This window comes from Mycobacterium ulcerans subsp. shinshuense, from assembly GCF_002355775.1.
Classification (GTDB): domain Bacteria; phylum Actinomycetota; class Actinomycetes; order Mycobacteriales; family Mycobacteriaceae; genus Mycobacterium; species Mycobacterium marinum.
Map to the genome: position 1 here is coordinate 3968337 of NZ_AP017624.1, position 20449 is coordinate 3988785.

General features: G+C 65.8%; 22 protein-coding genes. 8 read left to right on the top strand and 14 right to left on the bottom strand.

From position 1 onward, the window contains the following. Positions 1-74: 74 nt before the first annotated feature. Both SHTP_RS17810 and SHTP_RS17815 read left to right on the top strand, forming a co-directional pair. Entirely contained in the window at positions 75-470 is a 396-nt protein-coding gene (locus SHTP_RS17810; protein WP_011741352.1) for an ArsR/SmtB family transcription factor, read from the top strand. Then, positions 467-880, top strand: coding sequence for a Fur family transcriptional regulator (locus SHTP_RS17815; RefSeq protein WP_011741353.1), 414 nt, complete (start codon positions 467-469; stop codon positions 878-880). Before SHTP_RS17810 ends, SHTP_RS17815 begins: the two co-directional genes overlap by 4 nt. On the opposite strand, the gene SHTP_RS17820 is transcribed toward SHTP_RS17815, so the two are convergent. From SHTP_RS17820 to recO, 3 genes are read right to left on the bottom strand one after another with little or no spacing between them, the layout of a single operon-like run. Beyond that, positions 877-1317, bottom strand: coding sequence for a hypothetical protein (locus SHTP_RS17820; protein ID WP_015356468.1), 441 nt, complete (start codon positions 1315-1317; stop codon positions 877-879). The genes SHTP_RS17815 and SHTP_RS17820 overlap by 4 nt on opposite strands. Beyond that, the gene (locus SHTP_RS17825) at positions 1317-2207 is read right to left on the bottom strand and encodes a decaprenyl diphosphate synthase (RefSeq protein WP_096371315.1); all 891 of its coding nucleotides are present in this window, start codon (positions 2205-2207) and stop codon (positions 1317-1319) included. Before SHTP_RS17825 ends, SHTP_RS17820 begins: the two co-directional genes overlap by 1 nt. Next, complete coding sequence (recO, locus tag SHTP_RS17830) at positions 2200-2997, bottom strand: DNA repair protein RecO (protein WP_011741356.1); 798 nt, start codon at positions 2995-2997, stop codon at positions 2200-2202. Before recO ends, SHTP_RS17825 begins: the two co-directional genes overlap by 8 nt. 61 nt (positions 2998-3058) lie before the next feature. On the opposite strand from recO, the gene SHTP_RS17835 reads away from it, so the two are divergent. Further along, entirely contained in the window at positions 3059-4558 is a 1500-nt protein-coding gene (locus SHTP_RS17835) for an amidase (protein ID WP_096371316.1), read from the top strand. Here the strand turns inward: SHTP_RS17835 and era are convergent. The 6 genes from era to SHTP_RS17865 all read right to left on the bottom strand — a co-directional run bounded on the left by era (position 4555) and on the right by SHTP_RS17865 (position 9296). After that, positions 4555-5457 carry a GTPase Era gene (gene era, locus SHTP_RS17840; protein ID WP_096371317.1) on the bottom strand — a complete coding sequence of 301 codons (903 nt, stop codon included), beginning with the start codon at positions 5455-5457 and terminating at the stop codon, positions 4555-4557. The genes SHTP_RS17835 and era overlap by 4 nt on opposite strands. Next, on the bottom strand, positions 5447-5653 hold the full coding sequence (locus tag SHTP_RS17845) for a hypothetical protein (protein WP_096372538.1): 207 nt from the start codon (positions 5651-5653) through the stop codon (positions 5447-5449). The genes era and SHTP_RS17845 overlap by 11 nt, the downstream gene beginning before the upstream one ends. Then, complete coding sequence (locus tag SHTP_RS17850) at positions 5646-6968, bottom strand: hemolysin family protein (protein WP_012395293.1); 1323 nt, start codon at positions 6966-6968, stop codon at positions 5646-5648. The genes SHTP_RS17845 and SHTP_RS17850 overlap by 8 nt, the downstream gene beginning before the upstream one ends. Then, positions 6965-7501 carry an rRNA maturation RNase YbeY gene (gene ybeY, locus SHTP_RS17855; protein WP_011741360.1) on the bottom strand — a complete coding sequence of 179 codons (537 nt, stop codon included), beginning with the start codon at positions 7499-7501 and terminating at the stop codon, positions 6965-6967. Before ybeY ends, SHTP_RS17850 begins: the two co-directional genes overlap by 4 nt. A gap of 18 nt (positions 7502-7519) precedes the next feature. Beyond that, positions 7520-8578, bottom strand: coding sequence for a PhoH family protein (locus SHTP_RS17860; RefSeq protein ID WP_012395294.1), 1059 nt, complete (start codon positions 8576-8578; stop codon positions 7520-7522). A 67-nt stretch (positions 8579-8645) separates the two neighbouring features. After that, the gene (locus tag SHTP_RS17865; protein WP_096372539.1) at positions 8646-9296 is read right to left on the bottom strand and encodes a TetR/AcrR family transcriptional regulator C-terminal domain-containing protein; all 651 of its coding nucleotides are present in this window, start codon (positions 9294-9296) and stop codon (positions 8646-8648) included. Positions 9297-9371: 75 nt separating this feature from the next. On the opposite strand from SHTP_RS17865, the gene SHTP_RS17870 reads away from it, so the two are divergent. Further along, positions 9372-10268: an alpha/beta hydrolase gene (locus SHTP_RS17870; RefSeq protein WP_096371318.1), complete on the top strand. Its 897-nt coding sequence runs from the start codon at positions 9372-9374 to the stop codon at positions 10266-10268. Then, on the top strand, positions 10252-10896 hold the full coding sequence (locus SHTP_RS17875; protein WP_096371319.1) for a maleylpyruvate isomerase family mycothiol-dependent enzyme: 645 nt from the start codon (positions 10252-10254) through the stop codon (positions 10894-10896). The genes SHTP_RS17870 and SHTP_RS17875 overlap by 17 nt, the downstream gene beginning before the upstream one ends. A 22-nt stretch (positions 10897-10918) precedes the next feature. Here SHTP_RS17875 and SHTP_RS17880 read toward each other — a convergent pair whose 3' ends face one another. The 3 genes from SHTP_RS17880 to hrcA form a co-directional block, all read right to left on the bottom strand. Continuing rightward, on the bottom strand, positions 10919-11680 hold the full coding sequence (locus tag SHTP_RS17880; protein WP_096371320.1) for a 16S rRNA (uracil(1498)-N(3))-methyltransferase: 762 nt from the start codon (positions 11678-11680) through the stop codon (positions 10919-10921). A gap of 28 nt (positions 11681-11708) precedes the next feature. After that, positions 11709-12845: a molecular chaperone DnaJ gene (gene dnaJ, locus SHTP_RS17885; protein ID WP_096371321.1), complete on the bottom strand. Its 1137-nt coding sequence runs from the start codon at positions 12843-12845 to the stop codon at positions 11709-11711. 74 nt (positions 12846-12919) lie between these two features. Further along, the gene (gene hrcA, locus SHTP_RS17890) at positions 12920-13951 is read right to left on the bottom strand and encodes a heat-inducible transcriptional repressor HrcA (protein WP_096371322.1); all 1032 of its coding nucleotides are present in this window, start codon (positions 13949-13951) and stop codon (positions 12920-12922) included. A gap of 270 nt (positions 13952-14221) precedes the next feature. Between hrcA and SHTP_RS17895 the strand changes: the two genes are divergently transcribed. The 3 genes from SHTP_RS17895 (at position 14222) to SHTP_RS17905 (ending at position 16126) form a co-directional block, all read left to right on the top strand. Beyond that, positions 14222-14536 carry a type II toxin-antitoxin system VapB family antitoxin gene (locus SHTP_RS17895; protein ID WP_012395301.1) on the top strand — a complete coding sequence of 105 codons (315 nt, stop codon included), beginning with the start codon at positions 14222-14224 and terminating at the stop codon, positions 14534-14536. Between the two features lie 94 nt (positions 14537-14630). Beyond that, complete coding sequence (locus tag SHTP_RS17900; protein WP_094987070.1) at positions 14631-15230, top strand: carboxymuconolactone decarboxylase family protein; 600 nt, start codon at positions 14631-14633, stop codon at positions 15228-15230. Continuing rightward, positions 15227-16126 carry a sigma-70 family RNA polymerase sigma factor gene (locus SHTP_RS17905; protein ID WP_096371323.1) on the top strand — a complete coding sequence of 300 codons (900 nt, stop codon included), beginning with the start codon at positions 15227-15229 and terminating at the stop codon, positions 16124-16126. The genes SHTP_RS17900 and SHTP_RS17905 overlap by 4 nt, the downstream gene beginning before the upstream one ends. A gap of 37 nt (positions 16127-16163) precedes the next feature. Here the strand turns inward: SHTP_RS17905 and SHTP_RS17910 are convergent, their stop codons facing one another. Both SHTP_RS17910 and SHTP_RS17915 read right to left on the bottom strand, forming a co-directional pair. Then, the gene (locus SHTP_RS17910) at positions 16164-16673 is read right to left on the bottom strand and encodes an MTB12 family secreted protein (RefSeq protein WP_012395304.1); all 510 of its coding nucleotides are present in this window, start codon (positions 16671-16673) and stop codon (positions 16164-16166) included. Positions 16674-16956: 283 nt separating this feature from the next. After that, positions 16957-20448, bottom strand: a complete 3492-nt coding sequence (locus SHTP_RS17915) for a non-ribosomal peptide synthetase (RefSeq protein ID WP_096371324.1) — start codon at positions 20446-20448, stop codon at positions 16957-16959. Position 20449 lies beyond the last annotated feature (1 nt).

Sequence of the window (20449 nt, forward strand, 5' to 3'; positions counted from 1 at the left end):
TCAGCCGCACGCCGCTTCGGCGGCAGTCCGGCCCGGTCCGATTATGTGCTCTCCTCGAGGCGGTGACTCAATACATGGCGACGTCGCCCTCACCTTCGACGGCCGCCCACGACGACTTCGTTTCCCGTCACGAGCACGATGTTGGCGACTTCGCCGAGCATCCCGCGTTTCCCGCACCGCCGCCGCGAGAAATCCTCGAGGGCGCCGGCGAGCTACTGCGCGCTCTGGCCGCACCCGTGCGAATCGCCATCGTGCTGCAGCTGCGTGAAGCCCAGCGCTGCGTTCACGAACTGGTTGATGCATTGGGCGTACCACAGCCACTGGTCAGCCAACATTTGAAGATCCTCAAGGCCGCCGGCGTGGTGACCGGCGAACGGTCCGGCCGCGAGGTGCTCTATCGGCTTGTCGATCAGCACCTGGCGCACATCGTCGTGGATGCGGTCGCCCACGCCGGTGAGGATTCGGCATGACCGGCACAAGCGTGCGTTCAACCCGGCAGCGAGCGGCGATTTCGACATTGCTCGAAACAGTCGATGACTTCCGTTCCGCCCAAGAACTGCACGACGAACTGCGCCGTCGCGGCGAGAACATTGGCCTGACCACCGTCTATCGGACCCTGCAATCGATGGCATCCGCTGGAACGGTCGACACGCTGCGCACCGACACCGGTGAATCGGTCTACCGGCGGTGCTCGCAGCACCATCACCACCATCTGGTGTGCCGCAGCTGCGGGTCCACCATCGAGGTGGCCGACCATGAAGTCGAGACCTGGGCTGCCAACGTGGCCGCCCGGCACGGCTTCTCCGACGTCAGCCACACCATCGAGATCTTCGGCACCTGCTCAGATTGCCGCCGGCCCGGGGCCGCGGCGCTGCGCTAGGAAGTCAGCTTGCCGCGGATCTGGCCCCCACTGTCTAGGACCAGCAGAATCAGGGTTCGCAGCGCGTTGTCGGTCAGGCCGGCGCCGGGGAAGTTGTAGCGCAGCATCACGTCCACGGTCTTCGGGAGCGTCTTCGCCGAACCCTTCCCGGCGTTGCGCTGCACGGCCTTGTCGGCGACCTTCTCAACCGTGGTGACGGCGCCGAAGTTGGTGTCGCGCGCCTGGTTGGCCAGTAGATCGCTGATCTTCTTGGTCAGCGGCAGATCCCAGGCCAATATCTGAGTCAGCGATACCAAATCAAGATCCTCGGCGATGTTGACCACTCGCAGCGAGGCGAACGTACCGTCGTGGCGCACCGTCAGCGCGCCGTCGGGTTCCTCCTCGACGGGGAGAACGTCGCGAAGTATCGATGCCAGCCGATCCTGCAGGGAGGGCACTAGGCGCTCCCGAACCGTCGATTGCGGGAGGCATATTCCTCGCACGCCGCCCACAGGTCGCGCCGGTCGTAGTCGGGCCACAACTTGTCTTGGAAGATGTACTCGGCGTATGCCGATTGCCAGAGCATGAAATTGCTGGAGCGCTGCTCCCCCGAGGTCCGCAGAAAGAGGTCGACGTCGGGGATGTCGGGTCGCTGCATGTGACGGGCGATGGTGGACTCGGTGATCCGCTCCGGGTTCAATCTGCCCGCGGCGACTTCGCGGGCGATGTCTCGAGTAGCTTCGGCGATTTCGGTGCGGCCACCGTAGTTGACGCAATAGTTGATGGTGATGACGTCGTTGTTGTTGGTCATTGCTTCGGCTACCGCCAGTTCGTTGATAACGCTGCGCCACAGCCGCGGCCGCGAACCCGCCCAGCGGATTCGAACACCCATTTGATTGAGGACGTCGCGGCGTCGCCGTACGACGTCGCGATTGAAGCCCATCAGGAAGCGGACTTCCTCGGCGGAGCGCTTCCAGTTCTCGGTGGAAAAGGCGTAGAGGCTTAGCCACTTGATCCCAAGTTCGACCGCACCGCAGGCGATGTCGATCACCACCGCCTCGCCCATCTTGTGCCCCTCGGTGCGGCGCAGCCCACGTTCGGTGGCCCACCGCCCATTGCCGTCCATCACGATGGCGACGTGGTTGGGTAACCGGTCGGCCGGAATCCGTGGCGCGGCCGTTTTGGAGATGTGCTGCGGCGGCCGGCGCGGACCGCCGTCGGGCGACGGCGGCAGCTCCGGGAAAACGACCGGCCAACTCGACGTATCGGGAAAGGTCGGATAGTCGTCCGGCGCCTGAGGCAGCTGTGGGAAGTCGGCGGACTTCAGTCGCCGGGCGCTCTTAGCCACATTCACTATCCTGCCCGATCAACGCAGCGCGACGTTCGGCAACCGATCGGTCAGCCTGGTAGAACCGCTCCACCAGCGGCAACGTCTTGAGCTGGCGTTCCAGATGCCATTGCAGGTGCGCGGCCACCAACCCGCTGACGTAGCTGCGGTGTGATTGCGGCGCCCCCTGGGCGGCCTCCCAGTCGCCGTCATGCAGCGCGGACATCAGGTCCAGCACGCCCAGCGGCGGTGTCGTCGAGCCAGCCGGACGGCAATGCGGGCAGACGCTGCCCCCGGCCGCGATGTGAAAGGCCCGATGTGGACCGGGCGTGGCGCAGCGGGCACATTCGGTCAGCGCCGGCACCCAGCCTGCGATGCCCATGGCACGCAGCAGGTAGGCATCCAACAGCAGATCACGAGGCCGGCTGCCGTCAGCCACCGCCCGCAACGCACCCACCGTCAGGCGGTGCAGGGCCGGGGCGGGCGCACGCTCCTCCCCGGCGAGGCGTTCGGCGGTTTCCAGCATCGCGCAGCCGCAGGTGTACCTGCCGTAGTCGTTGACGATGTCGGCGGCAAAGGCGTCGATGGATACGACCTGGGTGACGATGTCGAGGTTGCGACCGGGGTGCAATTGCGCATCGATGTGCGCGAACGGCTCGAGTCTGGAACCGAATTTGCTGCGGGTACGCCGCACACCTTTGGCCACCGCTCGCACCAGCCCGTGGTCGCGGGTCAACAGGGTGACGATCCGGTCGGCTTCACCGAGCTTGTGCTGGCGCAGCACAACAGCCCGGTCTCGATACAGTCGCATCACAATAGTTTCGCACCCCACCGCGACATCGCCGGTATCCGCGCCGATAGTCTCGTACCCCGTGGTTGGCGCTTCTGGGTTCGCTTCCGGGGCCGTTTCCGGGTCCGGCGGCCCACGCCTGCCTACCCTCACCGACCTGCTCTACCAACTGGCCTCCGGTTCGGTGACCTCCGTTGAGCTGACGCGCAGGTCCCTGCGCGAGATCGAGGTGAGCCAGTCCACCCTGAACGCGTTTCGGGTGGTGCTTACCGAGTCCGCGCTGGCCGATGCCGCGGCCGCGGACCGGCGGCGGGCCGCCGGGGATGACGCGCCGCTGCTGGGCATCCCGATCGCGGTCAAGGACGACGTCGACGTTGCCGGTGTGCCGACCGCGTTCGGCACCCAGGGATACGTCCGGCCAGCCGCCCACGACAGTGAGGTTGTTCGCCGTCTGAAGGCGGCCGGCGCGGTGATCATCGGCAAGACCAATACCTGCGAATTAGGCCAGTGGCCATTCACCAGTGGTCCCGGATTCGGGCACACCCGCAACCCGTGGGCACGGCGGCACACACCGGGCGGCTCATCGGGTGGTAGTGCGGCGGCGGTGGCCGCGGGCCTGGTCACTGCTGCGATCGGCTCTGACGGCGCCGGAAGCATCCGCGTTCCCGCAGCCTGGACCCACTTGGTGGGCATCAAGCCGCAACGCGGTCGCATCTCGACCTGGCCGTGGCCCGAGACGTTCAACGGCATCACGGTCAACGGCGTGCTGGCCAGAACGGTTGCCGACGCCGCCCTGGTACTGGACGCGGCGTCGGGCAACGTCGAGGGTGATCTGCACAAGCCGGCACCTTTGACGGCATCCGACTACGTCGGTATAGCACCCGGGCCATTGAAGATCGCAATGTCAACCCGGTTCCCTTACACGGGTTTTCGAGCAAAGCTGCATCCGGAGATCCTGGCTTCGACGCGGCGAGTGGGCGAACAGCTCCAACTGCTCGGCCACACCGTGGAGCGGGGCAACCCCGACTACGGCCTGCGGCTGTCGTGGGACTTTCTCGCCCGCTCCACCGCAGGTCTGTGGGAATGGGCGGAGTGCCTGGGCAACGGTGTCACGCTGGACCCCCGCACGGTGACCAATATGCGCGCGGGGCACGCGCTTTCGCAGGCCATTTTGCGCAACGCGCGCCACCACGAAGCGGCCGCCCAACGGCGGGTGGGATCGATCTTCGACATCGTCGATGTGGTTTTGGCACCGACGACCGCACAGCCACCGCCGCTGGCCCGCGCGTTCGACGATATGGGCGGGTTGGCCACCGATCGCGCCATCATTGCCGCATGCCCGTTGACCTGGCCGTGGAATCTGCTGGGCTGGCCCTCGATCAACGTGCCCGCGGGGTTCACCGTCGACGGTCTGCCGATCGGGGTTCAGTTGATGGGACCGGCCGAGAGCGAAGGCCTGCTCATCTCGCTGGCCGCCGAGTTGGAAGCGGTCAGCGGCTGGGCGACCAAGCAACCGAAGGTGTGGTGGAACACCGGGACCAGCACTCCCCCAATCCACAGTGTCCGGCCGCCGCGGCGCTAGAAACCAAGTCGGCCCAGCTGTTTGGGATCGCGCTGCCAGTTCTTGGCGACCTTGACGCGCAAGTCGAGGTAGATCTTTGTGCCTAGCAACTTCTCGATCTGACTTCGCGCCGCGGTGCCCACTTCACGCAACCGGGCACCGCCTTTGCCGATGATGATCCCCTTTTGGCTGTCCCGCTCGACATACAGCACGGCGTGGACGTCGATCAGGTCTTCCCGCCCTTCCCGCGGACTGACCTCGTCGATCACCACCGCCAGCGAATGCGGCAATTCGTCGTGCACGCCCTCGAGAGCCGCCTCACGAATCAGCTCGGCCATCAAAACCTCTTCGGGCTCATCGGTCAGCTCGCCGTCGGGGTAGTAGGCCGGCCCCTGCGGCAATGTGCGGGCAAGCACGTCGATCAACACCTCGACCTGGGCGCCGGTCACCGCCGATACCGGAACGATCTCCGCGGAGTTTGTCACCAATTCGTTGACCGCGACCAGCTGCGCGGCCACTTCGTCCTTGGGCACTTTGTCGATCTTGGTAACGATGACAACCAACTTCACCTTGGGCGCGGTGGCAGCGATCTGCTCGATAATCCAGCGGTCGCCCGGGCCGATCGATTCGTCAGCCGGGATGCACAGCCCAATCACGTCGACCTCGGAGTACGTGTCGCGCACCAAGTCGTTGAGCCGCTTGCCCAGCAGAGTCCGCGGCCGGTGCAGCCCCGGGGTGTCGACCAGGATGATCTGAAAGCTCTCTCGATGGACAATCCCGCGAATCGTATGCCGAGTGGTCTGCGGCCGCATCGAGGTAATCGCCACTTTGGTGCCAACCAGGGCATTGGTCAGCGTCGACTTGCCGGTGTTCGGTCGGCCGACCAAACACACGAAGCCGGAATGGAATTCAGACGTCACAACAGGGTTCCCCAGAACTATCGGTCATCATCAAGGCAATCGGCGACAACTCGGGTGGCGCCGTGAGTGTCGACAGGCCCACGGGCACAGCCACATAGGTGCGGTCGTCGACATCGCGCAGGGCGGCACCGCTGTCGGCCTCGGCGCGCGCCAGCGTCACCAGCGTGACGTCTTGCGCATCCAGCGGCTCAGCCATCGGCACCGGTTTCCGCGGCGCCATCGCCCGCGCCGTCGGTCTCTTCGGTTTCCATCGGACTTACCAACACGGTGCCGATCCTTACCCGGCCCCGGTGGTCGGGGCCGCCCTCGGCACGCAGGCGCAGGCCGTGGAATATCACCTCAGCGCCTGGCAGGGGAACCCGGCCCAGCTCCAGAGCCAGCAGGCCACCTACGGTGTCGACATCGAGATCGCCGTCGAACTCGATCCCGTACAACTCCCCCACATCCTCGATCGGCAGTCGCGCCGATACGCGAAATCGTTTGTCGCCCAGAGCCTCTACGGGCGCCGTCTCAGCTTCGTCGTACTCGTCGGCGATCTCACCGACGATCTCCTCGAGCACGTCTTCGATGCTCACCAATCCCGCTATGGCCCCGTATTCGTCGACCAGCAGCGCCATGTGATTGCGGTCATGCTGCATTTCGCGCAGCAAGGCATCCAGCGGTTTGGAGTCCGGCACGAACACCGCGGGACGCATGAGGTCTGATACGTCAATCTTGCGCCCCTGGTCGGGCGCGCAGAATGTCTGCCGCACAAGGTCTTTGAGATACACCACGCCAAGAATGTCATCAACGTTCTCGCCGACCACCGGAATACGGGAGTGTCCGCTTCGTACCGCCAGGGTCATCGCCTGGCTGGGCGACTTGTCACCTTCGATCCACACCATCTCGGTGCGCGGCACCATCACCTCCCGCGCCGGGGTGTCACCAAGCTCGAAGACCGATTCGATCATCCGGCGCTCGTCTGCGGCAACCACACCGCGCTGCTGCGCCAGGTCGACGACTTCGCGCAACTCAACCTCGGATGCAAACGGCCCATTACGGAAACCCCGGCCCGGGGTCAGCGCGTTGCCCAAGAGCACCAGAAGCCGGCTGATCGGCATCAGCAACCACGAAATCACCTGCAACGGAACAGCGGTACCCAGCGAGATGGAATACGCATTCTGGCGCCCCAACGTGCGCGGACCCACCCCGATGACGACGAAGCTGGTCACCACCATGATGGCCGCCGCGAGGAACAATCCCCCGTTCATGCTGAGGTTGTGCCGGAAGAACACCACCAGAAGCGCGGTCGCGGTGATCTCACACACGATGCGCAGCAACACGACCAGGTTGATGTAGCGCGGTCGATCTTCCATCACCTTGGACAGGGCCACCGCACCGGGGCGTGCCTCCCGCACCAGTTCCTGCACCCGGGCCAGTGACACCGTGCTGATAGCGGCATCAATGGCGGCGAACAATCCGCCCAGACCGACCAATGCGATCGCACCGAGCAGCTGAGGCAGACCTTTCACGGCTCGTCGAAATATCTTGACTTGTCCAGCAGGCGGCGATCCCGTTCGTCCTGACGGTCCTGCTGGTAGGCCTGCACCTGCTCGGCCACCCACTCTTCGAGCAACCGATCCTGCAGGGCGAACATCTCCTTCTCCTCGTCTGGCTCACCGTGGTCGTAGCCGAGTAGATGCAGCACGCCGTGGATCGTCAGCAGCGCCAGCTCATGGCCCAGGCTGTGACCGGCCGCGGCCGCCTGTTCGGCGGCAAACTCCGGGCACAGCACGATATCGCCGAGCATCGCCGGGCCGGGCTCGGGGGCATCCGGGCGGCCGCCGGGCTCCAGCTCGTCCATGGGAAAGCTCATCACGTCTGTCGGCCCGGGAAGATCCATCCAGCGCATATGCAAGTCGGCCATCGCGGCGGTATCCAGCAGCACCATCGACAGCTCGGCGCCCGGATTTACGTCCATCTTGCCGATCACGAATCGTGCCACGCTGACGAGTTCTGTCTCGGAGACGTCGATGCCCGACTCGTTGGATACCTCGATGCTCATCAGATGCTCACCGCACCATCATCGACGATTGCGGGTGCCCGACGCCCGCCGAGCCGCCCGGTTCATCCCCGAGCCCGGCTCCTCGTATCGCGCATACGCGTCGACGATCTCCGAGACCAGGCGATGGCGCACCACATCCGCGCTGGTCAGTTCGGCGATGTGAATGTCGTCGATATCGTCGAGGATGTCGACCGCCGCGCGCAGCCCAGACCTGGCGCCGCCCGGAAGGTCAACCTGGGTGACATCCCCGGTGACGACGACTTTGGATCCGAAACCCAGGCGGGTCAGGAACATCTTCATCTGCTCGGCAGTGGTGTTCTGCGCCTCGTCGAGGACGATGAAGGCGTCGTTCAAGGTCCTACCGCGCATATACGCCAGCGGGGCCACCTCGATGACGCCCGCCGACATCAGCTTCGCGATCAGCTCGGGATCCATCATGTCGTACAAAGCGTCATACAGCGGCCGCAGGTACGGGTCGATCTTTTCACTCAGCGTGCCCGGCAGGAAGCCAAGGCGCTCACCGGCTTCCACGGCGGGACGGGTCAGGATGATGCGGTTGACCTGCTTGGTCTGCAGCGCATGGACCGCCTTGGCCATGGCCAGGTAGGTTTTTCCGGTGCCGGCCGGGCCGATCCCGAAGACGATGGTGTTGGCGTCGATGGCGTCGACATACCGCTTCTGGTTGAGCGTCTTGGGCCGGATCGTCTTTCCCCGGCGGGACAGAATGTCGAGAGTCAGCACCTCGGCCGGCGACTCGTTGCCGGCACCGACCAGCATCGCCACGCTGTGGCGCACCACCTCGGGAGTCAACGGCTGCCCATTGGCGACGATCGCCACCAGCTCGGAGACGGCCCGCTCGGCGATGGCGACGTCGGCAGGCTCGCCCGCCAGGGTGACCGTGTTGCCGCGCACGTGCAGGCTGGCGGTCAAGGTGCGTTCGAGTGCCCTCAAATTCTCGTCGGCCGAGCCGAGCAAGCCCACAACCAGGTCGGGCGGAACGTCGATGCTGCTGCGTACCTGAGGGTCGGCCGGTCGGGCTCCAACTGCGTCAGCAGCGCGGGTCTCGCGGGGCGTCACGTGGCTTCCGATGCCTGCTTTCTGGCCTATCGAAGTGGAGGGTGGGCGGGTGTGCTGAATTCACAGTCTAGCGCCGGTCGCGACGGCGTTCGAATGATTCGATGCCCGCCAGCAGGATGTCCAGTGCCCGTTCGAAGTCAGCCGCCGGTGTGGACCGTTGGTTGGCTTGCGCCAACGCGGCGATGTGCGGATGCTCGGCGCCGGCCAGACCGCCGATCCGCGCCGCGACGGCCACCTGCTCCTTTTCCCGTCCGGTTCCGGCCAGCGGGCCGGCCAACTCCGCCTGCGCACTGCCCATGACCAATCCGAGCACCCCCCGAAAACTCGCCAACAGATCTGCATCGCCCACCCCGCTGCGCCCGAGCGCGGCGATCAACCGGTCCGCGACCATATAGCTGGACGCCGATACGGTACGGCGGGTCAGCACCAGCGGGATGGCGTTGGGATGCTGGCGCATCGTCTCCCACATCGCTGTTGCGATCGCGTGTACGTCAGCGCGCCAATCATCGGTGGGTGCGGGGACTTTGACGTCTGCGACTACCGCGTCTGCCACCAGCGCTTCGAGTTCGCGCCGATCCCTGACGTAGTTGTACAGCGTCATCGGACCAGTGCCCAGAGCCGCGGCCAGCGAGCGCATGCTCAGCCCGCTGAGCCCGTCTTGGTCGACGATGGCCAGTGCCGCACTGGCGATGTCGGAAACCGTGAAGCGTGCTCGCACGTCGCCCTCCCAAACCGTTGACAGGTACATCGTACGTAAGGTAAACACGTACAACGTACGTATGGAGGTCACGCCATGGTTTCAACGTTGGGCACCGCCTTTGAATCGCGGGGCACCCGCTGCGCGGCTTGGTTCACCCGCCCCGCGGGGCCGGGCCCGTATCCGCTGGTCGTGCCCGCCCACGGGTTGGGCGCCAACCACACCATGGCCCTGGCCCGATATGAGCGGCACTTCGCCGCCGCCGGCATCGCCACTCTCGCGTTTGACTACCGGAATCTCGGCGCATCCGGTGGCACGCCGCGACAACGACTCAGCCTGCGTCGGCACCGCCAAGACATCGCCGCGGCGCTGGAGTTCGCCCGCTCGCTGCCCGACGTCGACGCGAGTCGCGTAGCGCTATGGGGCACCAGCCTCGGCGCGATGCATGTGCTGCTGATCGCGGCCCGCCGCCGGGACCTTTGCGCGGTCGTCGTGCAATGCCCCATCGTGGACGGCCCGGCAACGCTGCGCCGGCTAGGGCTGGCGGCGACGCTGCGGGCCGGGCCGGCAATTGTCGAAGATGCCCTGCGCTGCGCCGCCGGCCTGCGGCGGCGATACATCCCCATAGTCGGACCGTCGGGCAGTCTGGCGGCGGTGACGGCGGCCGGCGCCCTGCAGGGCTGGCGCTCCACCGTCGACCCGGGAGGGTCCTTCGATAACCGCATCGCCGCGTCAAATCTCCTCGGCATCGGCGTCACCAGCACCAAACGGGCGGCCCGCCAGATCAGCGCGCCGCTACTGGTGTGCGTTTCCCGCCGGGAGACACTGATGGATCCGCGTCATGCCGAGGCCGTGGCCGGGCGGGCGCCGCGCGGCATCGCGCGCCACTACGACGGTGACCATTTCGAGATTTATCATCGACCCCTTGTCGACAGCTTGCTTGCCGACCAGACCGCCTTCTTACGGGAGCATCTCCATGTCGAAGACACGTAACATTCTGCACAACAACGATATTCGATTCGTCGAATTCGCCTCCGGCCTGTCGGCGGCCGAGTGGGGCACCCCAAGCCTGTGCGGCGAATGGAGCAACCACGACGTACTTGCCCACCTGGTGATCGGATATCGGGCCTCATTGCGCATGTTGGCGGCCGACCTGGTCAGCCAGCGCGGTTCATTCGACCGCGCCAACGCCGCGCTCGCCATCGACCTAGCACGGCGACACAATCCGGATGAGTTGATCGCCGAATTCGCCGAGCTCGCGGTCCACCCACGCGGGATCGGACAGGTATTCCCTCGGCGACTCTTGCTGGGCGATAACGTGATTCACGAACTTGACATCGCGTTTGCGTTGGACCGAACCCCCACCGTCGGCATCGACGCCCTGGTCGCCGTGCTGAATACCCAAGTGCGGGTTCCGAACCCGTTCGTACCGGCGGCGCAACGGGCACGCGGACTGAATCTGCGCGCTCACGATGTCGATTGGACCAGCGGCGAAGGCAATTGGGCGGTGACAGGCGGCGCCGCCCAGTTGGCTTCGGCACTGGCCGGTCGCCCATGGGCACTCGATCAGCTCAACGGCAAGGGCGTCGACACGCTGCGAACACGAATGCTACTGCACTAGCGCAGCATTGGCCGCCAGAGGATCACAGGCTCGCAGCACTATCCCAGCGCTCGGTGAGCACGCCGAGCGCCCCCAGCGCCACCGCCGCTGCGGTCGACGTCCGCAGCACCGTCGGGCCCAGCCGAACCGAAACCGCTCCGGCGCCTGCTAATGCGTCCATCTCCTCGGGCGCAATACCGCCTTCGGGACCGACCACGAGAACCAACGATTTGGCTTGTGCCACAGCAGTATCGACGAGCCGATCGGTTGCCGATTCATGCAATGCCAATACCATCGCACCCGCTTGCGCCTCAGCGGTGATTCGCCGTATCAGCGCCGCCGTGGATAGCACCCCCTCGACAGGTGGGATGTGCGCGCGGCGGGACTGCCGGGCCGCGGAGCGCACGGCCGAGCGCCAGCGGCGCAGCCCCTTGTCGGCCCGGGCTCCTCCCCAGTTGGCCACGCAACGTGCGGCTTGCCAGGCCAGGAATGCGTCCGCACCGGCCTCGGTCGCCAATTCGACCGCCAATTCCGAACGTTCGGATTTGGGCAATGCCTGCACCACGGTGACCGCCGGACGCACCGGAGCCACGCTCCAGCGCTGCAGCACCCGTGCCGTCAACCCGTCCCGCGCTGCGTGCTCGACCACGCAGCGGGCCAGTTCGCCGGCGCCGTCCCCGAGGACCAGCTGCTCACCGGGACGGATCCGCCGCACCGTGGCCGCGTGAAAGCCTTCGTCGCCGTCCAGTGCGGCCAGCTCTCCCGCCTCCGGCACTGTGTCGACATAGAACAGCGTTGCCACCATCTCCGGGCCCCGGCGACCTGAATCCGCGTCAGCGCCCGGAGAAGGTTTCGCGAAGTTTGCTGAACAACCCGCCGCCGGCGGCATGCGACGAGCGAACCTCGGCGACGTCACGGCCACGGCGGTTCTTCAGCTCACGCAACAGTTCGGTGTCGCGGTGGTCCAGCCTGACCGGAACCATTACGTCGACGTGCACATGCAAATCGCCGCGCGCACTGGACCGCAGGTGCGGCATTCCGTGGCCGCGCAGCGTGATCACCGCGGCCGGTTGGGTGCCGGGCGGGATCACAATCTCGCTGGGCCCGTCCAGGATCGCGTCCAACGTCACGGTGACCCCAAGCGCCGCATCGACCATCGGCACCGAAACCGTGCAGTGCAAGTCGTCACCTTCGCGCACGAAGATGTCGTGGGCCTGCTCTTGAACCTCGACGTACAGGTCGCCCGACGGGCCTCCCCCGGGCCCGACCTCCCCCTGGGCGGCGAGCCGGACGCGCATGCCGTCGCCGACACCGGCAGGAATCTTGACGCTGATCTCGCGGCGGGCCCGCACCCGGCCGTCACCCATGCACTGGTGGCACGGGTCGGGAATGACCGCCCCGACGCCGCGACAGGTGGGACATGGCCGCGACGTCAGCATTTGGCCGAGCAGCGAACGCTGGACGGTCTGTACTTCCCCGCGGCCGCCGCAGGTGTCACACGGAATCCGCGCGGAGTCGCCGTTGGTGCCCTTGCCCTGGCAGCGATCACAGAGCACCGCGGTATCGACGGTCACCTGCTTGGTGACACCGGTCGCGCACTCCTCGAGATCCAGCCGCATCCGCAGCAGCGAATCCGAGCCCGGACGAACCCGACCAATCGGACCTCGCGATGCCGAGCCGCCACCGAAGAACGCCTCGAACACATCGCCCAGCCCGCCGAAGCCGGAAAAGCCGTTGGCCGCCGCGCCGGCACCTTCCAGCGGGTCACCGCCCAGATCGACGATCCGGCGTTTCTCCGGATCGCTGAGCACCTCGTAGGCGACGCTGATCTCCTTGAACTTGGCCTGCGCCGCCTCATCGGGGTTGACATCGGGATGCAATTCGCGCGCCAACTTGCGATAGGCGCGTTTGATTTCTGCATCACTAGCGCCCTTGCTCACGCCGAGCAGGCCGTAGTAGTCGCGTGCCACGGTTGACTCTTTCCTATGCGAGGTCTTATGCCGCTGCTACGCGGCTGTCCACAAATTCTGTAACGAGTGCGCGGTCATCGAGCACCCAGCACTTCGCCGATATACAGGGCAACCGCGGCAACACTGGCGATAGTTCCCGGATAGTCCATGCGGGTGGGCCCCAGCACACCCATCCCGCCGTACACCGTGTCATTGCTGCCATAGGCGGTGGACACCATCGAGGTGCCGACGATCTGCTCGGCCTCGGTTTCGTGGCCGATTCGCACCGTCACCTTGCCGGCTTCCTGCTGTGCCGCCAGTAGCCGCAGCACCACAATCTGCTCTTCGAGGGCCTCGAGGATGGAGCGCAGCGACCCCCCGAAGTCCGCGGCGTTGCGGGTCAGGTTCGCGGTGCCGCCCATCAGCAACCGCTCCTCGGTGTGTTCCACCAGCGACTCCAGCAAGACCGTCGCCGACCGGCCCACCGCGTCGCCCAAGCCGCCGGCGCCGCTGAGTTGCCCGGCGAGGTCGGCGACCGCAACCGATGCCGCCGCCAGTTTCTTGCCCTCCAGCGCCTGCCCCAGCAGCTCGCGCAGTCGCGATAGTTGGTGGTCATCGATGACGTCGCCGAGCTCGACGATGCGCTGATCCACCCGCCCGGAGTCGGTGATGACCACCATCAGCAGCCGGGCCGGGGTCAGCGCGATCACTTCCAGATGGCGAACCTTTGAGGTCGACAGGGTCGGGTACTGCACGACGGCAACCTGGCGGGTCAGCTGCGCCAGCAGCCGTACCGCACGGCGCAGCACATCATCGAGGTCGACCCCGGATTCCAGAAAGCCCTGGATGGCCCGCCGTTCGACCATCGACAGGGGCTTGACATCGTCGAGGCGGTCCACGAACTCGCGGTAGCCCTTCTCGGTGGGCACCCGGCCCGAGCTGGTGTGTGGCTGGGCGATGTAGCCCTCCGCCTCCAGCACTGCCATGTCGTTGCGTATGGTGGCGCTCGAGACACCGAGGTTGTGCCGCTCGACCAGCGATTTCGAACCGATCGGCTCGTGGGTGGCAACGAAGTCGGCGACGATGGCCCGCAGCACCTCGAAGCGGCGCTCGTCAGCAGTTCCCATCGACTTCTCACCTCCTTGCAGCTAGCCGGCCGCGTTCATTTTACGGTCTCACCAGTGGCTGACCGCCGCCCCCCAATCGCCGGGCGGCCGATGGCCTACCGCGCCCTGCAGTGCAGATCTGTGCGTCGTTGCGAACCTCCGGTGCGGCGCAGGCCAGATCGGAGTTTCGCAACCAGTCCATGGAGACTTCAATTCCATCGGACTTGTTGCGACTAGCCTATTGCGCATGATCCTGTCCGGCATAAACAACGCGTCAGGGACGATCCGCCCATGATTTTCAAGGGCGTGCGGGAAGGCAAGCCATATCCCGAACATGGACTGTCGTATCGGGATTGGTCCCAGATTCCGCCACAGCAGATACGGCTCGACGAATTGGTCACAACCACCACCGTGCTCGCGTTGGATCGCTTGCTGTCCGAGGACTCGACGTTCTATGGCGACTTATTCCCTCATGCGGTGCGGTGGCGGGGCGTCATCTACCTCGAGGACGGCTTACATCGAGCGGTCCGCGCGGCGCTGCGTAACCGCACCGTGCTGCACGCGCGGGTGTTCGACATGGACATACCGCCGGGCGGTCTGAGGTAGCCACGCCGGCAGCGGGGCTCAGGTCGGTTTGGTCACATTTTCGTGCCCCCGGGGGTCATACCCAATAACGACCACCGACCCGTTAGGAGCCGCCATGTCCCGCCTTGTGGGGGTCAGCGACCACGACGCCGGCATAGCCGCCAAGATCGCGTTCTTCTTCACCAAGCGCAAGCTGGCAAGAATGGCCGGGCTCGCGACGGCCGACATGCTCGAACCGCTGCGGATATATGCCCACATCCCCAGATTGCTCAACGCCTACGGCAGGCTGGAACAAGCCGAATCGAAACTGGATGTGCTCACTGCGCGGCACCGGGCCTTGGCCGAATTGAAGGCCGCGACCACGGTCGGCTGCCAATATTGCATCGACCTGGGTTCACAGATTGCCCGGGAGTTGGGAATCAGCGACCAGGAGCTCCTGGCGTTGGCCAACTACCGCGATGCTTCCTGCTTCTCCGAGGTCGACCGGTTGATCCTGGACTACGCCGCCGCGATAAGTCGCACTCCCGTCGCCGTGAGCGACGAGCTGTTCGCGGCTCTGCGCGCCCACTTCGACGCGGCTGCGCTGGTCGGGCTTACCCACATCATCACGCTGGGCAACCTGCGCGCCCGGTTCAACATCGCCCTGGGCATCGGGTCCTCGGGCTTCTCGTCCGACCGGGTCTGCGCGCTGCCCGAGGGCGCCGGGCCACCATGACCGATCCGGCATTGCTCGCGCGCTTCCAAGCGGCCAGGCCGCGGCTGGGTGCGCTGGCCTACCGGATGCTGGGCTCACTTGCCGACGCCGAGGACGTCGTTCAAGAGGCCTGGCTGCGGCTCAACGCCACCACAGACCGCCCCCAGGGCGCCCAGGAGCTAGTCAATCTCGATGCATGGCTGACCACCGTGGTGGCACGACTATGCCTGAACCTATTGCGGGATCGTCGCGGCCGGGGCCGAGAAGAGCTGGTCGGTCAGCTGCCGGATCCGATCGTGGATGGCGTCGCAGCGTTCGACCCCGAACACCACGCGATGCTGGCCGATGCGGTGGGCCTGGCGCTTTTTGTCGTGCTGGACACGCTGGCCCCGGCCGAGCGGTTGGCTTTCGTGCTGCATGACGTCTTCGCGGTCCCGTTTGACCAGATCGCACCCATCCTCGAGCGCACACCCGAGGCGACGCGCAAACTGGCCAGCCGGGCACGGCGCCGGATCGAGCGCGCGGAACCGTTTCCCGACCGCGACCTCTGCGCACAGCGTGAAGTCGTCGACGCGTTCTTTGCGGCCGGGCGCAGCGGCAACTTCGAGCGCCTGGTTTCGGTGCTACATCCGGACGTGGTGTTGCGCGGCGACTTCGGACCCAACACCCCGCGATTTCGAGCCCAGGGCGCGGCCACCGTGGCCAAGCTGGCCCGCAGCTACGCGGGCCCGGAGCGCACGGTGCTCAACGCCCTGGTCAACGGGGCCGCCGCCGCCGTCATCTCGATCTCCGAGCAGGCATCGGCGGTGATGGGATTTCTGGTGCGCAACGGACGCATCGCAGCGATCGACGTGCTGGCCGATCCGCAGCGAATCGCCACACTCGATATCAGCGGTCTGAGCGGGCCGGGCGGATAGCCAGTGCTGCGCCTGCGCTATCCGCCCGTGCGGCAGATCAGTGGCCCGCGGCCTGCAACAGCTGCATCGCCGAGCTGCGTGACAGCACCCAGCTGCCTTGGTTGACGAACGTCACATTCTGGGTGATCGGCGCGGTGAACTTGGGTCCGCTGACGGACACGTCGGCGGTCGCGGCGCCGGCGGCAGCCGGTGCAATGTTGGCCACGGTGAACGACAACGGCAGGTCCCCGTTCTTCGCCGCCTTCTTCAACTCGTGGTCGGCAAGGCGCGCCTCGGTCCCGCCAATGCCGCCCTCGACCAGACCGCTCTTGCTGGTGAACGAAACGTTGGGGTCAACGAGGCTGTTGAGCAAGCCGGTCAGCTCGGCGGCCGTCGGAACGTCGGTGGCCGGGGCCGGTGCCGGGTCCTGCGGCAGTGGCGCACCGAAGACGACTGGCTGCACCTGGTAGGAGGCCCCGGCGGCAGAGGTGACGACGGTCACCCCCGTGACCGCGGCTCCGATCGCGGCCGCCGCTGCCATACCCATGGTGATCGATTTCAGGGTCATGCTCTCCCCCTCGACTCATCTGTTCTGCGCATGTCGCGACTGTGGTCTCGTCTGTATTTCCCCGGTTCCGCCGCTTCCAAACTAACCGCGAATACCAGGGCTAGGGTGTGGCACACCTGTGTGCCGGCTATGAGAGTCGCCCACCCGGACGAGAGGTCGGGTCGCCAGGATATCGGTATGACCGCCGAAATCGTTAATGCCGACCATCGCCGGTCCATGTTGAGGCGTCTTCATGGTGAATCGCAAAAGGTTTCATCGACACGCGGCCTGTGTCGATGAAGTACTAGCTTTCGGCGAGCACCTCTTCATCGGTCAAAGCCGCGACGTCAAGATAGTGGCGGGCAATCACCGATAGCCGTTCCGGCGTACCGCGTGCCGCCTCCCGGTCTTGTAGGCGCTGCGCCAGGGCACCCACCGTTCTGGCCGCGAATAGGTCCGCGACCACGACGTGATCGATGTCCAGCCAGTCGCGGATCCGCGCGATCACGGCGGTGGCAAGCACCGAATCACCGCCCAGAGCAAAGAAATCGTCGTGCACGCCAATCGAGGCCTGATCGAGCACCTCGGCCACGATCTCGGCAAGCGCGGCCTCCACGTCGTTGCGTGGAGCCCGGTCTTCGGTTGTGCAGGCTTCGGGTTCCAGCAATGCGGTCACCGCTCGGCGGTCCAGCTTGCCGTTCGCGGTCAGCGGGAATCTTTCGAAAAATACCGTGCGGGTGGGCACCATGTAGCTCGGCAACAGATCCGCCAGTACGGCGGTGATATCGCCGACCGTATTGGGATCCGCCGCGACGGCGGCAACCAACTTGGGTGCGCTCGCACCGACTACGGCCGCAACGGCGTGACGCACTCCGGAAACGGCACGTAGCGCGTTCTCCACCTCGCCGAGCTCGACGCGGTATCCACGAATCTGCACCTGATGGTCGGCACGCCCCAGGAACTCGATGGTGCCATCGGGCCAATACCTGGCCATGTCACCGGTCTTGTACCAGCGGATCCCCTGGTGCTCTACGAAACGCTCCGCGGTGCGCTGCGGATCATTGCGGTATCGCGCAGCGACATTCGCGCCGCCGACCCACAACTCGCCGGCTACCCAGTCCAGGCAATCGCGGCCCGACGGCGACACAATGCGACAACGTACGTTGCGCAGCGGACGCCCGAACGGCACGGTCGCCCAGTGCGCTGGTGGTTCGCCCACCACCTCACAGATGGTGTTGTGGATCGCGGTCTCTGTCGCACCGCCCAGACCGGAGAACCGGCATCCCGGAACCTGCCTGGCTAGCCTGCGGGCCAAGTCAGCGCCCACCCAGTCGCCACCGAGCGTGACGGCCCGCAAGGAGTTGCCCAGCCGATCACCACCGAGATCCAAGATCATGTCGAGCATGCTCGGCACACAGTTGAGGATTGACACGCGGTGGTGCACCAGCAATTCCACCCAGGTGGTCGGCGCCGATTTTTGCTCTGCGTCAACCGCGACCAGTGAGCCGCCGACCGCGAACATGCCGAAGATGTCATACACCGACGCATCGAACTCGAGCGCGGACAGCGCCAACACGCGATCGGCGCTGCCAACGCCGAACCACTCGTTGACGGCGTCAATCGTGTTCATCGCCGCGCTGTGCGGTACGTCGACTCCCTTGGGCAGGCCCGTGGAGCCGGAAGTGAAAATCACGTAGGCGATCTCGCCGATATCGGGAAAGACCGGCTCCGGCGATGGCTTCGGATTATCGCGTGCCGTATCGATGGATACGCACGGGATTGCGTCGCCCATCCTCGCGCCCTCGACGGTCAGCGCCGCGACAACGTCGGCGGTCTGAAGAATCTTGGCGCGCCGCGCCTCCGGCTGGTCGAAGCCGATCGGAACATATGTACCCCCGGCGGCAAGAACTCCGAGCACAGCCGGGATCTGAGCACGCCCCTTCGGCAATTGCACGGCGACCGCGTCGCCCGGTCGCACCCCGCACTCGTGCAGCGTTGCGGCGACGGCAAGCGACTGCCTGCGCAATTCTCGGTAGCTCCAGACACCCCCGTCATCGCCCACATCCCACACCACCGCCGGCGCGTCCGGATTGGCCGCGGCGTGCTCGAAAAATCCTTGATGCAAGCATTTTTCGCTGGCTGGTCCATCGGTTGCATTGGTCGCTGCACGGGTCGCGGCCTGCGCGGCGGGCAACTGCACCGGGGCCGAGGCGTCCCAGCCAGCGTCGCCGTCGGCCAACCGCTTGACCGCATCGGTAAACCGGTTGAACATCGTGTCGATCAGTCCCGGCGGGAATGCTGATTCGCGGGCATCCCAGTTGACCAGCAACCCGCCACGTAACTCGGTGACCTGAGCATCCAGCAGGACTTGGGGCCCCTGCGAAATGATCCAGACCGGGTCTCCGAAGGTCTCGATCACTTCATCGGCAAACAACTCACCGAGATCGAGAGCGCTGGTAAACACCACCGGCGCCAGCATCGGTTCGCCGCGGTACCTCCCTAGATCGCGCAGCACTTCCAGACCGGAATAGGCAGCGTGTGAACCGCTTTCGTACATCCTGCGTTGAATGTCTCGAGCTCGTTGGGCAACCGAAACGTCTTCGGTGACGTCGACCTCGAGCATGATCGACGAGGTGAAGTCGCCAACCACTCGATCGATGTCCGGGTGCACCGATTCGCGTTGAAACAAAGGCACATTCAGCAGAAACTTACCTTGCTCCGACCAACCGCCGATGGTGTCGGCGAAGACCGCGGCCAACGCCATGGCCGGCGTGACTCCGCGCGCATGCGCCCCGGCCATCAGCTGCTGCTTGGCTTCCGGCGCCAGCCAGTGCTCGTAGCGCTCGGTCCGATGCGGCGCCCCGGGTTCTCGCACGGCCACGGTCGGCAGTTGCGGCGCGCCGGCCATCTCCGGCAACCGCCGCTGCCACCATTGCCTGTCCCGCTCGCGCGTCGCCCTGTCCGGTTCGTATTCGGTGCGATAACGCCGGTAACTGAAGCCGGGAGACTGCAGCGTCGCGCCCCGGTACAGCTGCGCCAGGTCCGACACCAACACCCGATAGCTCATCGCGTCACCGGCCAGCATGTCGACGTCCAGATGAAGGCGACTGCGGTCGCCATCCCACAGCGTGAGCGTGAAGTCGATGACCTGACCGTCTTCAATTGCCAGGCGCTGGTGCCCGTTACGCTCACGCATCTGCAGCAGTGCGGACTCAACCTCGTCCGCACTCTGCCCCCGAAGGTCGACCAGGGCGAACACCGGCCTACCCGGGCTGGGCATCGTCTGCTGCGTCCCGTCGGCGAGAAATCGGGTACGCAGCATCGGATGCACCGCAACCAGGTCGGACACGGCACGTTCCAGCCGCTCGGGATCGATTCCGGTTCCGTCGAATTCAACGTAGAGATGGGCGGCAACGCCGCCGAGCTCTTGTTCGTCAGCGCGACCGATCCAGTAGGCGTGCTGCATCGTTGCCAACGGGAACGGGGCTTGTGGTGCCTCCGGTTCCAACAACAACTCGGGGCGGTCGGCCGGTGCAGTTACCGCACATCCGAGCTGGTCGGCGTTGAGCAGTTCGTGCCAGGACTGCACCGTCGCGGTGGCGGCGAGTTGCGCAAAGGTGATGTCGGCTCCGCGCTTGCGCCAGCGTCCGGCCATCGACATCATGCGGATCGAGTTCAGGCCTAGCTGAATGAGATCGTCGTCGTCGGCGACATCTGCCGCGGGACAATCCAGTTGGGCCGCGATCGCGGCCCTGATCTCGTCCCGGCTAATCCACTCCGTGCTGAGCGGCTCCATC